Annotated in this window: 16 protein-coding genes and 1 tRNA gene; 8 read left to right on the top strand and 9 right to left on the bottom strand. The window is 74.9% G+C overall.

What is annotated here, in order from left to right:
- Positions 1-143 precede the first annotated feature (143 nt).
- Genes thrB through argS form a run of 5 tightly spaced genes read right to left on the bottom strand, consistent with a single transcriptional unit; the run spans position 144 to position 6,608 of the window.
- Positions 144-1,058 (bottom strand): homoserine kinase, encoded by a 915-nt coding sequence (thrB, locus tag ACI8AA_RS05875; RefSeq protein WP_457043569.1) that lies wholly within the window; start codon positions 1,056-1,058, stop codon positions 144-146.
- A 30-nt stretch (positions 1,059-1,088) separates the two neighbouring features.
- Positions 1,089-2,168 (bottom strand): threonine synthase, encoded by a 1,080-nt coding sequence (thrC, locus tag ACI8AA_RS05880; protein ID WP_457043570.1) that lies wholly within the window; start codon positions 2,166-2,168, stop codon positions 1,089-1,091.
- Complete coding sequence (locus ACI8AA_RS05885; protein WP_457043571.1) at positions 2,165-3,463, bottom strand: homoserine dehydrogenase; 1,299 nt, start codon at positions 3,461-3,463, stop codon at positions 2,165-2,167. Before ACI8AA_RS05885 ends, thrC begins: the two co-directional genes overlap by 4 nt.
- Positions 3,460-4,950, bottom strand: coding sequence for a diaminopimelate decarboxylase (lysA, locus tag ACI8AA_RS05890; RefSeq protein ID WP_457043572.1), 1,491 nt, complete (start codon positions 4,948-4,950; stop codon positions 3,460-3,462). The genes ACI8AA_RS05885 and lysA overlap by 4 nt, the downstream gene beginning before the upstream one ends.
- Entirely contained in the window at positions 4,947-6,608 is a 1,662-nt protein-coding gene (gene argS / locus ACI8AA_RS05895; RefSeq protein WP_457043573.1) for an arginine--tRNA ligase, read from the bottom strand. Before argS ends, lysA begins: the two co-directional genes overlap by 4 nt.
- 183 nt (positions 6,609-6,791) lie before the next feature.
- Between argS and ACI8AA_RS05900 the strand changes: the two genes are divergently transcribed.
- The 4 genes from ACI8AA_RS05900 (at position 6,792) to ACI8AA_RS05915 (ending at position 9,043) form a co-directional block, all read left to right on the top strand.
- The gene (locus tag ACI8AA_RS05900; RefSeq protein ID WP_457043574.1) at positions 6,792-7,655 is read left to right on the top strand and encodes a DUF3105 domain-containing protein; all 864 of its coding nucleotides are present in this window, start codon (positions 6,792-6,794) and stop codon (positions 7,653-7,655) included.
- A gap of 7 nt (positions 7,656-7,662) precedes the next feature.
- Positions 7,663-8,364 carry a DUF305 domain-containing protein gene (locus ACI8AA_RS05905; protein ID WP_457043575.1) on the top strand — a complete coding sequence of 234 codons (702 nt, stop codon included), beginning with the start codon at positions 7,663-7,665 and terminating at the stop codon, positions 8,362-8,364.
- A gap of 50 nt (positions 8,365-8,414) precedes the next feature.
- A tRNA-Arg gene (locus ACI8AA_RS05910) sits at positions 8,415-8,486 on the top strand.
- A gap of 260 nt (positions 8,487-8,746) precedes the next feature.
- Positions 8,747-9,043, top strand: coding sequence for a hypothetical protein (locus ACI8AA_RS05915; RefSeq protein ID WP_457043576.1), 297 nt, complete (start codon positions 8,747-8,749; stop codon positions 9,041-9,043).
- 17 nt (positions 9,044-9,060) lie between these two features.
- Here the strand turns inward: ACI8AA_RS05915 and ACI8AA_RS05920 are convergent, their stop codons facing one another.
- From ACI8AA_RS05920 to ACI8AA_RS05930, 3 genes are all read right to left on the bottom strand, one after another.
- Positions 9,061-10,560 carry an AAA family ATPase gene (locus ACI8AA_RS05920; RefSeq protein ID WP_457043577.1) on the bottom strand — a complete coding sequence of 500 codons (1,500 nt, stop codon included), beginning with the start codon at positions 10,558-10,560 and terminating at the stop codon, positions 9,061-9,063.
- Positions 10,561-10,654: 94 nt separating this feature from the next.
- Positions 10,655-11,350: a polysaccharide deacetylase family protein gene (locus ACI8AA_RS05925; RefSeq protein ID WP_457043578.1), complete on the bottom strand. Its 696-nt coding sequence runs from the start codon at positions 11,348-11,350 to the stop codon at positions 10,655-10,657.
- Positions 11,351-11,505: 155 nt separating this feature from the next.
- Entirely contained in the window at positions 11,506-12,522 is a 1,017-nt protein-coding gene (locus ACI8AA_RS05930) for a LacI family DNA-binding transcriptional regulator (RefSeq protein ID WP_457043579.1), read from the bottom strand.
- 167 nt (positions 12,523-12,689) lie between these two features.
- Between ACI8AA_RS05930 and ACI8AA_RS05935 the strand changes: the two genes are divergently transcribed.
- Both ACI8AA_RS05935 and ACI8AA_RS05940 read left to right on the top strand, forming a co-directional pair.
- A complete protein-coding gene (locus ACI8AA_RS05935; protein WP_457043580.1) occupies positions 12,690-13,841 on the top strand; it encodes an endo-1,4-beta-xylanase in 1,152 nt (383 codons plus the stop codon).
- 80 nt (positions 13,842-13,921) lie between these two features.
- Complete coding sequence (locus ACI8AA_RS05940) at positions 13,922-14,830, top strand: alpha/beta fold hydrolase (RefSeq protein ID WP_457043581.1); 909 nt, start codon at positions 13,922-13,924, stop codon at positions 14,828-14,830.
- A gap of 45 nt (positions 14,831-14,875) precedes the next feature.
- On the opposite strand, the gene ACI8AA_RS05945 is transcribed toward ACI8AA_RS05940, so the two are convergent.
- Complete coding sequence (locus ACI8AA_RS05945) at positions 14,876-15,646, bottom strand: SDR family NAD(P)-dependent oxidoreductase (protein WP_457043582.1); 771 nt, start codon at positions 15,644-15,646, stop codon at positions 14,876-14,878.
- 118 nt (positions 15,647-15,764) lie between these two features.
- Here ACI8AA_RS05945 and ACI8AA_RS05950 point away from each other — a divergent pair, with 118 nt between their 5' ends.
- Both ACI8AA_RS05950 and ACI8AA_RS05955 read left to right on the top strand, forming a co-directional pair.
- A complete protein-coding gene (locus tag ACI8AA_RS05950) occupies positions 15,765-16,190 on the top strand; it encodes a hypothetical protein (RefSeq protein ID WP_456940295.1) in 426 nt (141 codons plus the stop codon).
- On the top strand, positions 16,111-17,199 hold the full coding sequence (locus ACI8AA_RS05955; RefSeq protein WP_457043583.1) for an alpha/beta fold hydrolase: 1,089 nt from the start codon (positions 16,111-16,113) through the stop codon (positions 17,197-17,199). Before ACI8AA_RS05950 ends, ACI8AA_RS05955 begins: the two co-directional genes overlap by 80 nt.

A 17,199-nucleotide genomic window follows, 5' to 3' on the forward strand; every position in this document is an offset into this window, starting at 1 on the left:
CGTGGGTGCGGAGCGGGATCAGCGTCGACAGGAAGGTCGTCTGCAACGTTCCGCGCGAGGCTCGCCCCAGGGGCGGCTACGCAGCAAGCCTAGGACTCGCCCCACGGACGGGACAACACCGCTGACCAGCGGAGTGTTCCTCGTTACGAAGACGATACCCCAGGCGTCACTCCCACCACGCGGGCGCCGCCGTGGTCCACCTCGAGGGGGTACACGCGCCACCCGTCCGGGGTGATCCGGCTCACCTCGCGCACGACCGCCACGTCGCCGGGGACGTCGCCGAGGTGCCGCCGCCCGAGCACGAGGACGCTGGGCCCGGCCCCGGAGACGACGGCGGCGTGGCCGGCCGCACGCAGCCGGTCGACCAGCTCGACCGTGTCCGGCATCGCGGGCGCGCGCTGCCGCTGGTGCAGCCGGTCGTCGGTGGCCTCGAGCAGCATCGCCGGCTCCGCGGTCAGCGCGTGCACCAGCAGCGCGGCGCGGGCGGCGTTGAACGCGGCGTCGGCGTGCGGCACCAGGTCCGGCAGCAGCGTGCGCGCGGTGTGCGTCGACAGGGTCGCCTCCGGCACCAGCACCACCGGCACGACGTCGTCGCTCACCGGCAGCCGGTCGGCCCGCGCGCCGGCGGGCGTCGTCCACGACAGCGTCGCGCCGCCGAGCAGGCAGGCCGCGACGTTGTCCGGGTGCCCCTCGAGCTCGTCGGCCAGCCGCAGCACCGCGTCGTCGTCCCGGACGTCGACGTCGGGGCACAGCTCGAACGCGCCGACCACCCCGGCGACGACGGCCGCGGCCGACGAGCCCATCCCCCGGCCCTGCGGGATGGCGTTGTCCGCGCGCACGCACAGGCCCGGCGGGGTCCAGCCCAGCCGCTCGCACGCGGCGCGGAACGCCCGCACGACCAGGTGCCGCTCGTCGGCGGGCAGCTCCCCCGCGCCGACGCCGGACACCTCGACGGTGAGCCCGGAATCGGCGACGGCGAACTCGACGACGTCGTGCAGCGTCAGCGCGAGGCCGGCGCAGTCGAACGCGGGACCGAGGTTGGCGCTGGTCGCGGGCACGCGGACCCGCACCGAGGACCGAGCGGCCACTCAGAGACCCAGCTGCGCGGCGGCCGCGGCGGCGTCGACCGGCACGGTGACCGGGGCGGGCGCGCCGGAGATCGCCCACTCCGGGTCCTTGAGCCCGTTGCCGGTGACGGTGCACACGACGCGCTGCCCCGGCTCCAGCTCCCCGGCCGTGGCCACCTTCAGCAGCCCGGCGACCGAGGCGGCCGAGGCGGGCTCGACGAAGACCGCCTCGCTGCGCGCGAGCAGCCGGTAGGCGGCGAGGATCTCGCGGTCGGTGACGGCGTCGATGCGGCCGCCGGACTCGTCGCGGGCGGCCAGCGCCTTGGTCCACGACGCCGGGTTGCCGATGCGGATCGCCGTCGCGATGGTGCTCGGGTTCTCCACGACCCGGCCGGTGACGATCGGCGCGGCGCCGGCGGCCTGGAAGCCGAACATCCGCGGCCGCCTCGTGGCCGGGCCGTCGGCCTCGTACTCGCGGTAGCCCTGCCAGTAGGCGGTGATGTTGCCGGCGTTGCCGACCGGCAGGCAGTGCACGTCGGGGGCGTCGCCGAGGACGTCGACGATCTCGAACGAGGCCGTCTTCTGCCCCTCGATGCGGTACTGGTTGACGCTGTTGACCAGGCTGACCGGGTAGTCGATCGCCAGCTTGCTGGCCAGCGCGAGGCAGTCGTCGAAGTTGCCCTCGACCTGCAGCAGCTTCGCGCCGTGCACCAGCGCCTGGGCGAGCTTGCCGAGCGCGATCTTCCCCTGCGGCACGAGGACGGCGCAGACCATCCCGGCGCGCGCGGCGTAGGCGGCGGCGCTGGCGCTGGTGTTGCCGGTGGACGCGCAGATGACCGCCCGCGAGCCCTCCTCGAGGGCCTTGGTGATGGCCATCGTCATGCCGCGGTCCTTGAACGACCCGGTCGGGTTCGCGCCCTCGACCTTGAGGAACACCTCGCAGCCGGTGCGCCGGGACAGCTCGACGGCGGGCACCAGCGGGGTCGCGCCCTCGTGGAGGGTGACCACCGGCGTGGCGGCGCTGACCGGCAGCCGGGACCGGTAGGCCTCGATCAGCCCGGGCCAGACCGGCGAGACGGCACCGCGCAGTGTCCCCGTCATGACAGACCCTCCACCCTCAGCACGCTGGTCACCCCGCGGACCGCGGGGACCTCCCGGAGCGCGGCGATCGTCGCCGACAGCGCCGCGTCGGGGGCGCTGTGGGTGACGATGACCAGCGTGGCGGCGTCGCCGTGCCCGTCCTGGCGGACGGTGGCGATGCTCACCCCGTGCTCGGCGAAGGCGGTCGCGACGGTCGCCAGCACACCGGGGACGTCGGCCACGTCGAGGCTGACGTGGTACCGGGTGGGCGTCTCGGCGATCGGCCGGGCCGGGAGCTCGGCGTAGGCGGTGGGCCCGGCCCCGGCGGCGCCGGCCACCCGGTTGCGGGCGACGGCGACCAGGTCGCCGAGCACGGCGCTCGCGGTGGGCTCGCCGCCGGCGCCCTGCCCGTAGAACATCAGCTGCCCGGCGGCCTCGGCCTCGACGAAGACGGCGTTGAACGCCCCGCCGACGGCGGCCAGCGGGTGCGACGTCGGGATCATCGCCGGGTGCACGCGGACGGCGACCGACTCGCCCTCCCCGTCCCCGTTGGCCGGCACCCGCTCGCAGATGGCCAGCAGCTTCACCGTGCAGCCGATCTCGGCGGCGCGGGCGACGTCGGTGGCGGTGACCGCGGAGATGCCCTCGCGGTGCACGTCGGCGGCGGTGACCGCGGTGTGGAACCCCAGCGACGCGAGGATCGCGGCCTTCGCGGCGGCGTCGAAGCCGTCGACGTCGGCGGTGGGGTCGGCCTCGGCGTAGCCGAGCTCGGTGGCCTCGGCCAGCGCCTCGGCGAAGCCGTGCCCGGTCTCGGCCATCCGGGACAGGATGTAGTTGGTCGTGCCGTTGACGATGCCGACCACCCGCCGGATCTGGTCACCGGCCAGGGACTCGCGCAGCGGGCGCAGCAGCGGGATCGCCCCGGCCACCGCGGCCTCGTAGTAGAGGTCGACGCCGGCCTTGGCGGCGGCGGCGTGCAGCGCGACGCCGTCCTCGGCCAGCAGCGCCTTGTTCGCGCTGACCACCGACTTGCCGGCCTCGATCGCCGCCTGGATCAGCGTGCGGGCCGGCTCGATCCCGCCGATGACCTCGACGACCAGGTCCACGTCGTCGCGGGTGACCAGGCCGAGCGCGTCGGTGGTGAGCAGGTCCGCGGGCACGTCGGGGTGCCGGTCGGGCCGGCGGACGGCGACCCCGGCGACCTGCACCGGGCGCCCGACGCGGGCGGTGAGGTCGGCGGCCTGCTCCTCGACCAGGCGCAGCACCGCGCTGCCGACGGTGCCGCAGCCGAGCAGGGCGACCTTGAGCGGTTTCACGAGCGGGCTCCCACCGGGTGCTCGGGCGCGGGCTGGTCGATCGCCGGGGACGGGGCGGGCGTCGCGGCCAGCACGGCGTCGAGGGCGAACACGTCGGACAGTGTCTGACGCCGCACGATCTCGGTGGCGGCGCCCTCCCGCACGGCCACCACCGGCGGCTTGAGCAGGTAGTTGTAGTTGCTGGCCATCGACCAGCAGTACGCGCCGGTGGCGGCGACGGCGAGCAGGTCGCCGGGCTGCACGTCCGAGGGCAGCCACAGGTCGCGGACCAGCACGTCCCCGCTCTCGCAGTGCTTGCCGACGACGCGGCACAGCGCCGGCGGGGCGTCGGAGGTGCGGTTGGCCAGCACGCAGGTGTAGCTCGCGTCGTAGAGCGCGGTGCGGATGTTGTCGCTCATCCCGCCGTCGACGGAGACGTAGTTGCGCACCTGCGGCCCGCCGTGGCCGCCGCCGCCCAGCCGGACCGGCTTGATCGTGCCGATCTCGTACAGCGTCACCGTGCCGGGCCCGGCGATCGCGCGGCCGGGCTCGACGGCCAGCCGCGGCACCGGCAGGTCCAGCGCGTCGCACTCGGCGGCGACGACGGTGCGCAGCCGGCGGGCGACGTCGGCGGGGGGAACCGGGTCGTCGTCGGACAGGTAGGCGATGCCGAACCCGCCGCCGAGGTTGAGCTCCTCCAGCACCTCGCCGGTGGCCTGGTGCACCTGCCCCATGAGCCCGACGACGCGGTGCGCGGCGGCCTCGAAGCCCGCGGTGTCGAAGATCTGCGAGCCGATGTGGCTGTGCAGCCCGGACAGGTGCAGCGCGGGCTCGCGGATGACCCGCACGGCCGCGGTCAGCGCGTCGCCGGTGGCCAGCGAGAAGCCGAACTTCTGGTCCTCGTGGGCGGTGGCGATGAACTCGTGGGTGTGCGCCTCGATGCCGACCGTGGTGCGCACCAGCACCGGCACCGGGCTGCCGCCGGCGGCGACCCGCGCCTCGGCCATGGGCACCAGCCGGTCGATCTCGTCGAAGGAGTCGAGCACGACGTGGCCGATGCCGGAGTCCACGGCCAGCTGCAGCTCGACCAGCGACTTGTTGTTGCCGTGCAGCGCGATCCGGTCGGCGGGGAAGCCGGCGGCCAGCGCGACGGCGAGCTCGTTGCCGCTGCAGGCGTCCAGGTGCAGGCCGTCGTCGGCGATCCAGCGGGCCACCTGGCCGCAGAGGAACGCCTTGGAGGCGTAGTGCACGTCGGCGCCGTCGAAGGCCGCGGCGAAGTCGGCGGCGCGGCCGCGGAAGTCCTCCTCGTCGAGGACGAACAGCGGGGTGCCGTGGGTGCGGGCGAGGTCGGTGACCGGCCTGCCGCCCAGGTGGAGCTCGCCGTCGACCCGGCGGGCCGTGCGGGGCCAGACCTGTGGGTCGAGCGCGCCGAGGTCGGCCGGGGGCATCCCGGCCGAGGGCTCCGGGGCGAAGGCGCCGTGGAGCGGCCCCGCCGGGTGGGCCCTCACATCCGCTCCGGCGCGGAGACGCCGAGCACGCCCAGGCCGTTGCGCAGCACCACCGCCGTGGCCGCGCACAGCCACAGCCGCGCGGTGGTCAGCGGCGTCGCCTCCTCGTCGCCGCGGGGCAGGACCCGGCAGGCGTCGTAGAAGCGGTGGTAGGTGCCTGCCAGCTCCTCGAGGTAGCGGGCCACCCGGTGCGGCGCGCGCAGCTCGGCGGCCGAGGTGACCACCCGCGGGAACTCGCCGATCGCCCGGAGCAGGTCGTTCTCCCGCTCGTGGGCGAGCAGCCCGGTGTCGACGCCGTCCGGCTCGCCCAGCGCCAGGCCGAGGTCGGCGGCGTTGCGCAGCACCGAGGAGATCCGGGCGTGCGCGTACTGGACGTAGAAGACCGGGTTCTCGTTGGTGCTGCGGCTCCACAGCTCGACGTCGATGTCGATGGTCTGGTCCACCGAGGCGCGGGCCAGGGCGTACCGGGCGGCGTCGACCCCGATCGCGTCGGTGAGGTCGGACAGCAGCACGATCGTGCCCGCCCGCTTGCTCATCCGGACCGGCTCGCCGTCGCGCAGCAGGTTGACCAGCTGGCCGATGAGGATCTCGAGGTTGGCGTCCGGGTCGTCGCCGGTCGCGGCCACTAGCGCCTTGTACCGGCCGACGTAGCCGGAGTGGTCGGCGCCGAGCATGATCACGACCCGGTCGAAGCCGCGGGCCCGCTTGTCCAGGTAGTAGGCGCAGTCGGAGGCGAAGTAGGTGGTCTCGCCGTCGGCCTTGACCAGCACGCGGTCCTTGTCGTCGCCGAAGTCGGTGGTGCGCAGCCACACCGCGCCGTCGGACTCGTAGACGTGCCCCTGCTCCCGCAGCCGGGCCAGGGCCTTGTCCACCGCGCCGGTGTCGTACAGCGACTTCTCGGAGAACCAGACGTCGAAGTCGACGCCGAAGCCCTCCATCGACCGGCGGATCTCGTCGAGCATCAGCGCGACGCCGCGGTCCCGGAAGGTCTGCCGCTGCGCGTCGTCGTCGCCCTCGAGGACGTCGGGCACCTCGGCGACGACGGCGGCGGCGATGTCGGCGATGTAGGCGCCGCCGTAGCCGTCCTCGGGCACCGGCTCGCCCCTCGCGGCGGCCTGCAGGCTGCGGGCGAAGCGATCGATCTGCGCGCCGGCGTCGTTGATGTAGTACTCGCGGGTCACGTCGGCGCCACTGGCCTGCAGCAGCCGGCCGATCGCGTCGCCGACGGCGGCCCACCGGCTGCCGCCGATGTGCACCGGGCCGGTGGGGTTGGCCGAGACGAACTCGAGGTTCAGCCGCTGCCCGGCCAGCGTGGCGGTCCGGCCGTAGGCCTCCCCCGCGGTGACCGCCTGCACGGCGATCCGCCCCAGCGCGCCCTGCGCGAGGGTGACGTTGAGGAAGCCGGGGCCGGCGACGTCGACCCGCTCCACGGCCGGCTGCGCACGCAGCTCCTCCGCCAGCAGGTCGGCCACCGCGCGCGGCGGCATGCCGGCGGGCTTGGCCAGGCGCAGGGCGACGTTGGTCGCGTAGTCGCCGTGCTCGGGGTTCTTGGGGCGCTCGACGAGGACGTCGTCGGGGACGGCGACGGCGAGCGTGCCGCGCTCGACGACCGCCGCGACCGCGGTCCGGACGAGGTCGCGCAGCTGCTCGGGTGTCACCGCGTCATCGTAGGCAGCGGCCGCGACCCGGTTCCCCGCCGCACCCGCGTTGCCAGGGGGCGCACAGGTGCGCGACCTAGACTCGCCTGCGAGGGGCAGGCGGGAGGCCTGCCGCGCCGGCGCGCACCCATGCTGCGCCACGACCGGCGGACGCACCACTCGACGAGCACTGAGGAGAAGCACGTGGCCAAGGACCGCAAGCCCGAGGCCGGCCGCGCCGGAGGCGGGTCGAGCCGGTCCGGGTCCGGCGCCCGTCCGGTGTCGACGGCCAAGTCGTCGGGCAGCGGGTCGTCGGCCCGCCCGCCCGCCGGCCGCCCCGGGGGCCGCGGCCGTACCCGCCCGCCGACGCAGGTCGTGACGCAGCAGCGCCCGTGGGGCCTGATCGCCGCCGCCGTCGCCGTCGTGGTGTTCGCCGCCGCGGCCATCACCTACGCCGTCGTCCAGGTGCGCGCGTCCGACGCGGCGAAGATCGACGCGCTCGACGAGATCTCCGGCATCCAGAGTTTCGACTACGCCGCCGGCCAGGAGCACGTGACCACCCCGGTCGAGTACGAGCAGACGCCGCCGGTCGGCGGGCCGCACGACGGCGAGTGGGCCGACTGCACCGGCACCGTCTACGACGTCGACATCCGGCACGAGAACGCCGTCCACTCGATGGAGCACGGCGCCGTGTGGATCACGTACGACCCGGACGAGGTCACCGGCGACGACGTCGAGAAGCTCGCCGAGCTGGTCGACGGCGTCTCCGGCCGGCTGCTGTCGCCCTACGCCGGCCTGGGCTCCGCGGTCAGCCTGCAGTCCTGGAACCACCAGCTGGCGGTCGACTCCGTCGACGACCCGCGGATCGAGCAGTTCGCCGACTTCCTCACCTTCAACTCCGAGGTCGAGGGCGCCTACCCCGAGGTCGGCGCCAGCTGCGAGAACCCGACCTTCATCAGCGACCCGCTCGTGGCCGGCGACGCGAGCCGCGGCGCGGGCGCGACCACCGACGCGCCGACCACGCCGACCATGGGTGCCGACGGCTCCACCGAGTCCCCGACGGAGTGACCGCGCCGTGACCGCCACCGCCACCCGCTCCGGGCAGGAGACCCCCGCGCCGGGCCCCCGCCCGCGCGGCCGGGGGGTGCGGGCCGCGCTCCTGGCCGTCATCGCCGCCGCGCTGGTCGCGCTCGGCGGCGGGCTGGCGGTGGGGCTGGGCATCGGGCAGGAGGCGACGCCGACGGCGGACTCCGTCGACGCCGGCTTCTCGCGGGACATGGCCGTGCACCACCGGCAGGGCGTGGAGATGGCCAACCTGGCCCTCGAGCGCAGCACCGACCCCGAGATCCGGCAGATCGCGTTCGACATCTCCAGCACCCAGACCAACCAGGCCGGGCAGATGGAGGGTTGGCTCGCGCTGTGGGGCCTCCCCCGCTCCGGCGGTGAGCACATGGCGTGGATGGGCGGCGAGCACGCCGGCCACGACATGTCCGCGACGTCCGGTTCCGGCGGCGCGCTGATGCCCGGCATGGCCACCGAGGACGAGCTGGCGGCCCTGCGGTCGCTGTCGGGGACGGCGTTCGACGTCGAGTTCCTCCGGCTGATGATCCGCCACCACCAGGGCGGCTTCGACATGGCGCAGTACGCCGCGGGGAACGCCACGGAGCTGGCCGTGCGGACGCTGGCCCGCTCGATCGCCGAGACGCAGACCGCCGAGGTGACGACGATGGTCGGCATGCTGACCGCGCGGGGCGGGACGCCGCTGCCGGCGCCCTGACCCGCCGCCGGGACGGGCGGGGAGGGCTGGTAACTTCTCTCCTGCCCCGAGCCCCCGTAGCTCAGGGGATAGAGCACCGCCCTCCGGAGGCGGGTGCGCAGGTTCGAATCCTGCCGGGGGCACTTCCCACTGAACGGCCCGGACGGTCTCCCGTCCGGGCCGTTCTGCGTCCCGGCCGGCGGTGACCGGCTCGCGGCGGCGATGAGTTCCGCACGCCGGGGTGGTCGTGTGCGTGTGGTCACGGACGAGACGCTGATCCGGATCGGCCGAGCGGCCCAGCTGGGCCACGGCGGCGAGCGCGAGGCCGCCCGGGCGCTGCTCGCGGGGATCTGGGCGGAGATCGACAGCGAGGACGGGGACCCCCCGCACGCTCGCGCACGCGATGGCCGACGTCCAGGACGACGTGCGCCAGGAGCTGGTCTGGGACCAGCGGACACTGGCGGCCGCCGGCCTGCTGACCGACGAACGGCTGGCGGGGGCCGGCGTGACGCTGCCGGCGGCCGGCCTGTACCCCTCGCTGCACCTGAACCTGAGCGAGTGCCACCGCAGGCTGGGCGACCTCGACCGCGCCCGCGAGCACCTCCGCCGGGCGCAGGCCACGAGCGGCGCGCTCGGCGACGACGCGTACGGGGTGATGGTCCGGGAGGGGCTGCGGCAGGTCGCGGACCGGCTGCGCTGACCGCGGGGCGCTCGCGGTCAGCGCGGGCGGAAGGGGCGGTAGCCGCCTCCGTACTGGATCGGCGCGAGGCCGGGCTGCGGGCCGCCGCCGTCCGCCACCGCGCCCTCGGCCCCCACGCCGAGCAGGGTGCGGGTGACCTGCTGGGTGGAGTCGAGCAGGTCGTCGAGGGCGCGGTCGAGGTGCTCCGCCGTGACCGCGACGACCGGGTCCTGCTCGTGCAGCGCCTCGAGCACGGCGCGGCGCAGCAGCTCCTTGAGGAACGACGCCGTCACGCCCTCGCTGCGGTCGACCGCGCGCGTCACGTCGTCGTCGGTCAGGCGCAGCGGCACCGCCCGGCCGTAGAGGAGCAGCAGCCGCCGGCGGGCCGCGGCGTCGGGGAGGTCCACCTGCACGGCGACGTCGACGCGGCCCGGCCGGGCGGCCAGCGCCGGCTCCAGCAGGTCGGCCCGGTTCGTGGTGAGGACGAACAGCAGGTCGGCGTCGGGCGCCGCGCCGTCCATCGCGTCGAGCAGGTCGAACAGCACGGGGCTGCCGCCGGGGCCGAAGGAGCGGTCGGCGGCGACGAGGTCGACGTCCTCGAGCACCACCACGGCCGGCTGCAGGTCGCGGGCGAGCTCGGTGACCGAGCCGACGACGCCGAGCGAGCGACCGGTGAGCAGCAGCCGGGTGTAGTCGCCCATGCGGCCGAGCAGGTAGCGCACGGTGTGCGTCTTGCCGGTGCCCGGCGGGCCGTAGAGCAGCAGCCCCCGCTTGAGGTGCTGGCCGGCGGCGCGCAGGCCGGCCCGGTGCCCGGCCACCCCGAGCGCGTGCCGTTCGACGCGGTCGAGGACCGCCGCGGGCAGCACGACGTCGTCGCGGGTGAGGTCCGGCGGGTCGAGGAAGGTGAGCGCGACCTGGCCGGTGGGCGTGGGGGTCACCTCCACCAGCCGGCCCCGGTAGACGTTGAGCTCGCGGCGCAGCCGGTCGAGCTCGGCCAGGACGGCCTGGGCCCGCTGCACCGGCAGACCGGCCACCTCGACGCTCATCGCCGGCCGGTGCTCCCCCGCCTCCTGCACCAGCAGGACGTAGCGGCCGTCGTCGTCGGTGACGAGCAGCAGCGCCAGGCGCAGGCAGGCGAGCGTCGACCCCGGGCCGTTCGGGAGGTCGACCACCGCGGGAGCGCTCAGCCGGACCGGGGGCAGCGCCTCCCCGGTCATCAGCTGCTGCAGGTCGATGCCGACGTAGTGCGGCGGGAGGACGACGCCGCGCACCTCCACGGAGCGCCCGGGCGCGGCGCTCCACGCGTCGAGCGCGGTCTGCAGGTTGACGTGCTCGAAGGCCGGCAGCTCCCGGGCGACGACCGACTGGCCGAGGCCGGCGGGGCCGAGCGCACCCCGCACCAGCGCGACGACCTCGTTGCCCGCCGCGGGCCCCGACAGCTGCAGCCAGTCGAGCAGGGACCGCAGCCCCGCGGCGAACTCCCTCGCCTCGTCCTCCGACGCTCCCGCCACCGCGGCCCCCGCTCCCTCGACCGGCACGTGGCGGCGGAGCCTAGCGATCACCGGCCCGGCGTGTCGCCGGGGAATCCGGGGGCCGGCCCCGCCCGCGGAGGCGGGGCCGGCCCGCGCGGGTTCAGGCGGTCTTCGCCGGGCGGTCGAAGCGCCAGCCCTGGTCGCGCAGCAGCGGGACCAACCGGTCGACGGCGTCGACGGTCTGGCTGCGGTCGCCGCCGCCGTCGTGCATGAGGACGACGGCGCCCGGGGTCACCCCGTCCACGACGCGGCGGACCAGCTCGTCGGTGCCCGGCGGCTCCCAGTCGCCGATGGCCAGCGCCCAGCCCAGCGGCTGCATGCCCAGCTCCGCCGCGACCTCCGGCGTCTGCCCCCAGCTGCCGTAGGGCGCGCGGAAGAACGGGATGTGCGCGCCGGGCACCGCCTCGCGGATGACCGCGGAGGTGGCCTCGAGGTCGGCGCGGACCTGCTCGGGCGTCCAGGACGACATGTCGTCGTGGTGCATCGTGTGGTTGCACAGCGTGTGCCCGTCGCGGGCGATGGCCCGCGCGATCTCGGGGTGCTCGCGCACCTGGTCACCCCACAGGCAGAACGTCGCCTTCACGTGGTGCTCGCGCAGGACGGCGAGCAGGTCCAGCGTGTCGTCCGGGTCCGGCCCGTCGTCGAAGGTCAGGGCGACCGACCGGTCGTCGTGCCGGGTCGTCGTCACGACCTCGGCGGTGGGCTGACCGGCCAGCGCCGGCGGCGTGGCGGCCAGGAGGAGGCCGGCCGTGAGGGCGGGGACGGCGAGGCAGGCCAGGCGGGCGGGACGGCGCACGGGAGCTCCTGTCGACGATCGGCGGGCGGCTCGGCTTCCGGGAGTTTCCGGAACGAGCGCGGCCGAGCGTGGCACCCGTCACACCCCCGGGCAAGCGCGGACGGGTGCCGGAGGACGTCCGGCGAGGTCGGGACGGCGAGTCGTGACGGGTCGGGTCAGCGGGGCGCGGCGGTGCTGTCGCGCACGACGAGCCGCGTGGCCAGCTCGACCTTCGGCCCCTCCAGCCGCTCGCCGTTGACCAGCCGCAGCACCGTGCGGACGGCCAGCTCCCCCATCTGCCCCAGGGGCTGGTGCACCGTGGTCAGCGGCGGCGAGGACCACGCGGCCTGCGGCAGGTCGTCGAAGCCGACGACGCTCACGTCGTCGGGGACCCGCAGGCCGCGGCGGCGCACGGCCTCGTAGACGCCGAGCGCCATCTGGTCGCTGGCGGCGAAGACGGCGGTCGGCGGGTCGGCCAGCTCGAGCAGCTGCGCGGCGGCCCGCGCGCCGGAGGCGTAGTCGAACTCGCCGGGGACGACGAGCTGCGGGTCCGCCGCCAGACCCGCGCCGTCCAGCGCGGCCCGGTACCCGTCCAGCCGCGCGCGGGTGCACCACAGTCCCGGCCGGCCGGCGACGTGGGCGATCCGCCGGTGGCCGAGCGCGGTGAGGTGCTCGGTGGCGGCGACCCCGCCGGCCCAGTTGGTGGCGCCGATCGTGGGGACGTCGAGGTCGGGCAGCCCGGCCGGGTCGACGACGACCGCCGGCAGGTGCAGCCCGCGCAGCTCGGTGTGCAGGTCCGGGTCGAGCGCGGTGGTGACCAGGATGACGCCGTCGCTGGCCCGCGCCCGGACGTTGTCCAGCCACAGCCGGGCCGAGCTGCGCCGCCGGTGCACGGCGGAGACGACGGTGCCGACCCCGGCGGCGTGCGCGGCCTGCTCGACGCCGCGGATGACCTCCAGCGCCCACGGGCTGTCGAGGTCGTCGAAGACGAGGTCGACCAGGCCCGCCCGCTCCTCCCGGTGCGGGCCGCGGCGCTGGTAGCCGTGCTCGCGCAGCAGCCGCTCCACCCGTTCCCGGGTGTGCGGCGCGACGTCGGACCGGTGGTTGAGCACCCGGGAGACCGTGGGCACGGACACGCCGGCCTTCGCGGCGATCTCGGAGATCGTCACGGCATGGCGCTGGGTGTCCGTCACGTCCCCTCCTCCGGGCCGACGGTCAGCCTACGGCCGTGGAGCGGCCGACACGGGTGCTCCCGTTCCGCCCACCCCCTTGCGGATGACCGATTTGGTTCCGGTAACTTCCGGAAGTGACGCGGGCCACAGGGCCGTGCCCGCGCACCGGACGTCCTTGGAGGGACACCGTGAAGCGAGTTCTCCGACTGGCCGCCGCCACGTGCGCCGCCTCTGCCCTGCTGTCCACCGGCGCCCAGGCCTGGGCCGCGCCGGCGGGCGGGGGCACCGCGACCGCACCCGGCTACGACAAGCAGGACAGCCTGCGCCGCCTCGCGCCGCAGGACCTCGTGATCGGCAGCGCCGTCGCCGGTGGCGGCCACCACGAGACGATGGGGTACCCGGCGCCGTTCCCGAACGACGAGCAGTACACCGAGATCCTGGGCGAGGAGTTCAGCTCGCTGTCGCCCGAGAACCAGATGAAGTGGGAGTTCCTGCACCCGCAGCGGGACGTGTGGAACTTCGGGCCGGCCGACGAGATCGTCGCCTTCGCCCGCCAGAACAACCAGGTGGTCCGCGGCCACACACTGCTGTGGCACAGCCAGAACCCCGCGTGGCTGGAGCAGGGCGACTTCTCGGCCGAGGAGCTGCGCGACATCCTGCGCGAGCACATCCAGACGGTGGTCGGCCGCTACCGGGGCCAGATCCAGCAGTGGGACGTTGCGAACGAGATCTTCACCGACCAGGGGCAGCTGCGGACGCAGGAGAACATCTGGATCCGCGAGCTGGGCCCGGGGATCATCGCCGACGCCTTCCGCTGGGCGCACGAGGCCGACCCGCAGGCGAAGCTGTTCTTCAACGACTACGGCGTGGAGAGCGTCAACGCCAAGAGCAACGCGTACTACACGCTCGTCCAGCAGCTGCAGGCCCAGGGCGTGCCGGTCGACGGCTTCTCGGCGCAGGCGCACCTGAGCATCCAGTACGGCTTCCCGGGCGACCTGCAGCGGAACCTGCAGCGGTTCGACGACCTGGGCCTCGAGACCGCCATCACCGAGCTCGACGTCCGCATGGTCCTCCCGCCCGGCGGCGAGCCCACCGCCGCGCAGCTGGAGCAGCAGGCCGACTACTACGGCCGGACCCTGGAGGCCTGCCTGGCCGTCGAGGACTGCAACTCCTTCACCCTCTGGGGCTTCACCGACAAGTACTCGTGGGTGCCGGTGTTCTTCCCCGCCGAGGGCGAGGCGACCGTCATGGACGAGCAGTACGCCCCCAAGCCGGCGTACACCGTGCTGCAGGACCTGCTGGCCGAGGCCCGGCCCGGCCGGCAGGTCAACGAGCGCTGACCGTCCCGCCCCGTCGCGCCGCCCGGCACCGGTCCCGTCCGGTGCCGGGCGGTCGCACGTCCGGGGCTAGCGTGCGCGGCATGGAACACAGGGGCATGGAGCACACCGGGGTGCAGACCACCCGCGCCGGCGACGTCGACCTGGCCTACGAGACCTTCGGCTCGGCCGGGGACCCGCCGCTGCTGCTGGTCATGGGCCTCGCCACGCAGATGATCGGCTGGCCCGACGAGTTCTGCCGGATGCTGGCCGGGCGCGGCCTGTACGTCGTCCGGTTCGACAACCGGGACATCGGCCTGTCCACCCACCTCGACGAGGCCGGGGCGCCGGACGTGCTCGCCGTCATGGGCGGCGACCACTCGAAGGTGCCCTACCGCCTCGCCGACATGGCCGACGACGCCGCCGCCCTGCTCGACGCGCTGGGCATCGACAGCGCCCACGTCGTCGGCGCCTCGATGGGCGGGATGATCGCCCAGTCGCTGGCCGTCCGGCACCCGGAGAGGGTGCGCAGCCTCACCTCGATCATGTCGACGACGGGCGACCCCGCCGTCGGCGCGCCCGCCGAGGCCGCCATCGGCGTCCTGCTCGCGCCGCCGGCCACCGACCGGGAGAGCGCCGTGCAGCGCGCGGTCGACACCTACCGGGTCATCGGCTCCCCCGGCTTCGAGTTCGACGAGCACGGGCTGCGGGAGCGGGCCGGGCTGTCGTTCGACCGCGCTCACAACCCGGCCGGCGTCGCCCGCCAGCTCGCCGCGATCCTGGCCAGCCCCGACCGCACCGCCGACCTCGCGCGGGTCGCCGTCCCCACCCTCGTCGTCCACGGCGAGCACGACGCGCTGGTCAACGTGTCCGGCGGCCGGGCGACGGCGGCCGCGATCCCCGGCGCCGAGCTGCTCGTCGTCGACGGCATGGGCCACGACCTGCCGCGCGAGGTGTGGCCGCAGCTGGTCGACCGGATCACCGCGCTGGCCGCGCGCGCGGACGGCCGCTGAGCCTGACCGGGGCCCCGCCGCGCGAGGCGGGGCCCCGGCACGCGGTCAGCTGGTGAGCATGCCGCCCTCGACCGGGATCGTCGTCCCGGTGACGTAACCGCCGGCGTCGCTGACGAGGAAGACCAGCGCCGCGGCGAGCTCCATCGGGTCGCCGGCGCGGCCGGCGAGCACCCGGCCCATCTGCTGGTCGAGGTAGCCCTCGGGGTACTGGTCGGTCATCTCCGAGGCGAAGAAGCCCGGCGCCAGCGCGTTGACCCGGATGCCCTTGCGGCCGGTCCACTGCTGCGCGAGGTCGCGCGTCAGCCCGATCAGGCCGGCCTTGCTCGCCGCGTACGCGGCCTGCGGCAGCCCCGCGGTCGTCAGGCCCAGGATGCTGGAGATGTTCACGATCGAGCTGCCCGGCTTCATCACCCGCCCGCAGGCCTGGGCCATCCAGTAGCAGCCGTTGAGGTTGACGTCGATGACCGACCGGAACTCCTCGGGCTTCTCCCGGGTGGCCGGGACCGCGGTGCCGATGCCGGCGTTGTTGACCAGGACGTCGACCCGGCCGAACTCGGCCATCGTGGCGTCGACCAGCGCCTGGCAGTCCTCCACCCGCGCGACGTCGGTGCGCACGGTGATCGCCCGCCGGCCCTCGGCCTCGACGGCCTCCCTCGTGGCGGCCATCCGGTCCTCGCGGCGGGCGCCCAGCGCCACGTCCGCCCCGGCCTGGGCCAGCGCCCGGGCGAACACCACGCCCAGCCCCGACGACGCCCCCGTGACGATCGCCACCTTCCCGTCGAGCCGGAACATGTCCAGGATCGTCCTGTCCGCCACCGTGGTCTCCTCTCCCGCGCCGCACCGTCCCCAGGACCGTAACGGCGCTGTGCGGTAGATCACCGGGCGGGCGGGTAGGAGGCCCGGCGGGTAGCCGGTCCCGCTGAGGAGGAACTCGATGTCGTCACCGACACCGCCGGGGCCCCCGCTGTGGCGGCAGGCCTACGACGCCGCCGAGAAGCGGGTGACCCCGCACGCGGAGAACCTGGTGCGCACGCCGTACTTCGCCGTCGGGGTGGGCCTGCTGCGCCGCGCGCAGACGCTGGCGAAGGACACCGCCCGCGGCGTCTCCGCGCGCGCCTGGCACCTGGTCAACCTGCCCGCCGGCACCGACCTCGCCCGGCTGCGCGCCCAGGTCGGCGCGCTCGACCGCGAGGTCCGGCGACTGACCGTGCAGTTGGACAACGAGCGCCGCCGTCCCCGGACGGCGGACGTCCCGCCCCCCTCGACCTCGGAGGAAGCCGATGCCGACGGTGCCCAGTCCCCAGGCGGTCCTCGACCGCGTCCGCCGCGACGTGGAGCGCAACGCCCTCCGCGCGCGTAACGGCATCAAGCTCGTCGCCGGGGTCGACCGGCCCGGCGTGGGGCTGACGCCCAAGGACGTCGTCTGGGAGCGCGGCCGCACCCAGCTCTGGCACTACCGCAGCGACAAGGTGAGGTACTCGCCGCCGCTGCTGATCGTGTTCAGCCTGATCAGCCGCAGCTACATCCTCGACCTCACACCGGGGAACTCCTTCGTCGAGCAGCTGATCGACGCGGGGTTCGACGTCTACATGGTCGACTGGGGCGAGCCCGACGCGCGGGACGCGCAGAACCGGCTCGAGGACTACGTCGACGACTACATCCCCGCCGCCGTCGAGCGGGTGCGCGAGCTGTCCGGCGCCGACGAGGTCAACCTGTTCGGCTACTGCTTCGGCGGCAACCTCACCCTGCTCTACGCCGCCCACCACCCCGACGCCCCGGTCCGCAGCCTCACCGTGCTGGCCACCCCGGTCGACTTCACGCGGATGGGGCCGATGGCCGACGTCTTCCGCGGCGGCCTCGACGTCGACGACGTGGTCGACGAGGACGGCAACGTGCCGCCGCGGGTCGTCGTCCAGGGGTTCCGCACCCTCACCCCCACCTCCGAGGTCACCCGCTACGTGACGCTCTGGGAGCGGCTCTGGAGCGACGAGTACGTGCAGGCCTACCAGGCGATGACCGGCTGGTCCGACGACCACATCCCGTTCCCCGGCGCGGCCGCCCGCGAGACGGTGCAGATGCTGGTGCGCGACAACGGGATGGTCACCGACCGGCTGACCGTCGCCGGGGACCCGGTGCACCTGTCGGACATCCGGCTGCCGTTCCTCACCGTGCGCGCCGACCGCGACCACATCGTCCCGCCGGACGCGACCGCGCCGCTGATCGACCTGGTCGGCTCCGAGGACAAGCACGAGCTGCGGCTCAACGCCGGGCACATGGGCCTGGTCGTCGGCCGGACGGCGGCGAAGACGACCGTGCCGGAGATCATCGGCTTCCTGAAGAAGCGCAGCGACGAGATCGGGGAGGACTGA

The sequence above is a fragment of the Geodermatophilus sp. SYSU D01180 genome, assembly GCF_054050415.1.

Excerpts from the sequence above, each read along its gene's own strand:
- thrC (WP_457043570.1), bottom strand. The coding sequence starts at position 2,168 with ATGACGGGGACACTGCGCGGTGCCGTCTCGCCGGTCTGGCCCGGGCTG.
- ACI8AA_RS05915 (WP_457043576.1), top strand. The coding sequence starts at position 8,747 with ATGGCCGACGTCCAGGACGACGTGCGCCAGGAGCTGGTCTGGGACCAG.
- ACI8AA_RS05940 (WP_457043581.1), top strand. The coding sequence starts at position 13,922 with ATGGAACACAGGGGCATGGAGCACACCGGGGTGCAGACCACCCGCGCC.
- ACI8AA_RS05950 (WP_456940295.1), top strand. The coding sequence starts at position 15,765 with ATGTCGTCACCGACACCGCCGGGGCCCCCGCTGTGGCGGCAGGCCTAC.
- ACI8AA_RS05955 (WP_457043583.1), top strand. The coding sequence starts at position 16,111 with ATGCCGACGGTGCCCAGTCCCCAGGCGGTCCTCGACCGCGTCCGCCGC.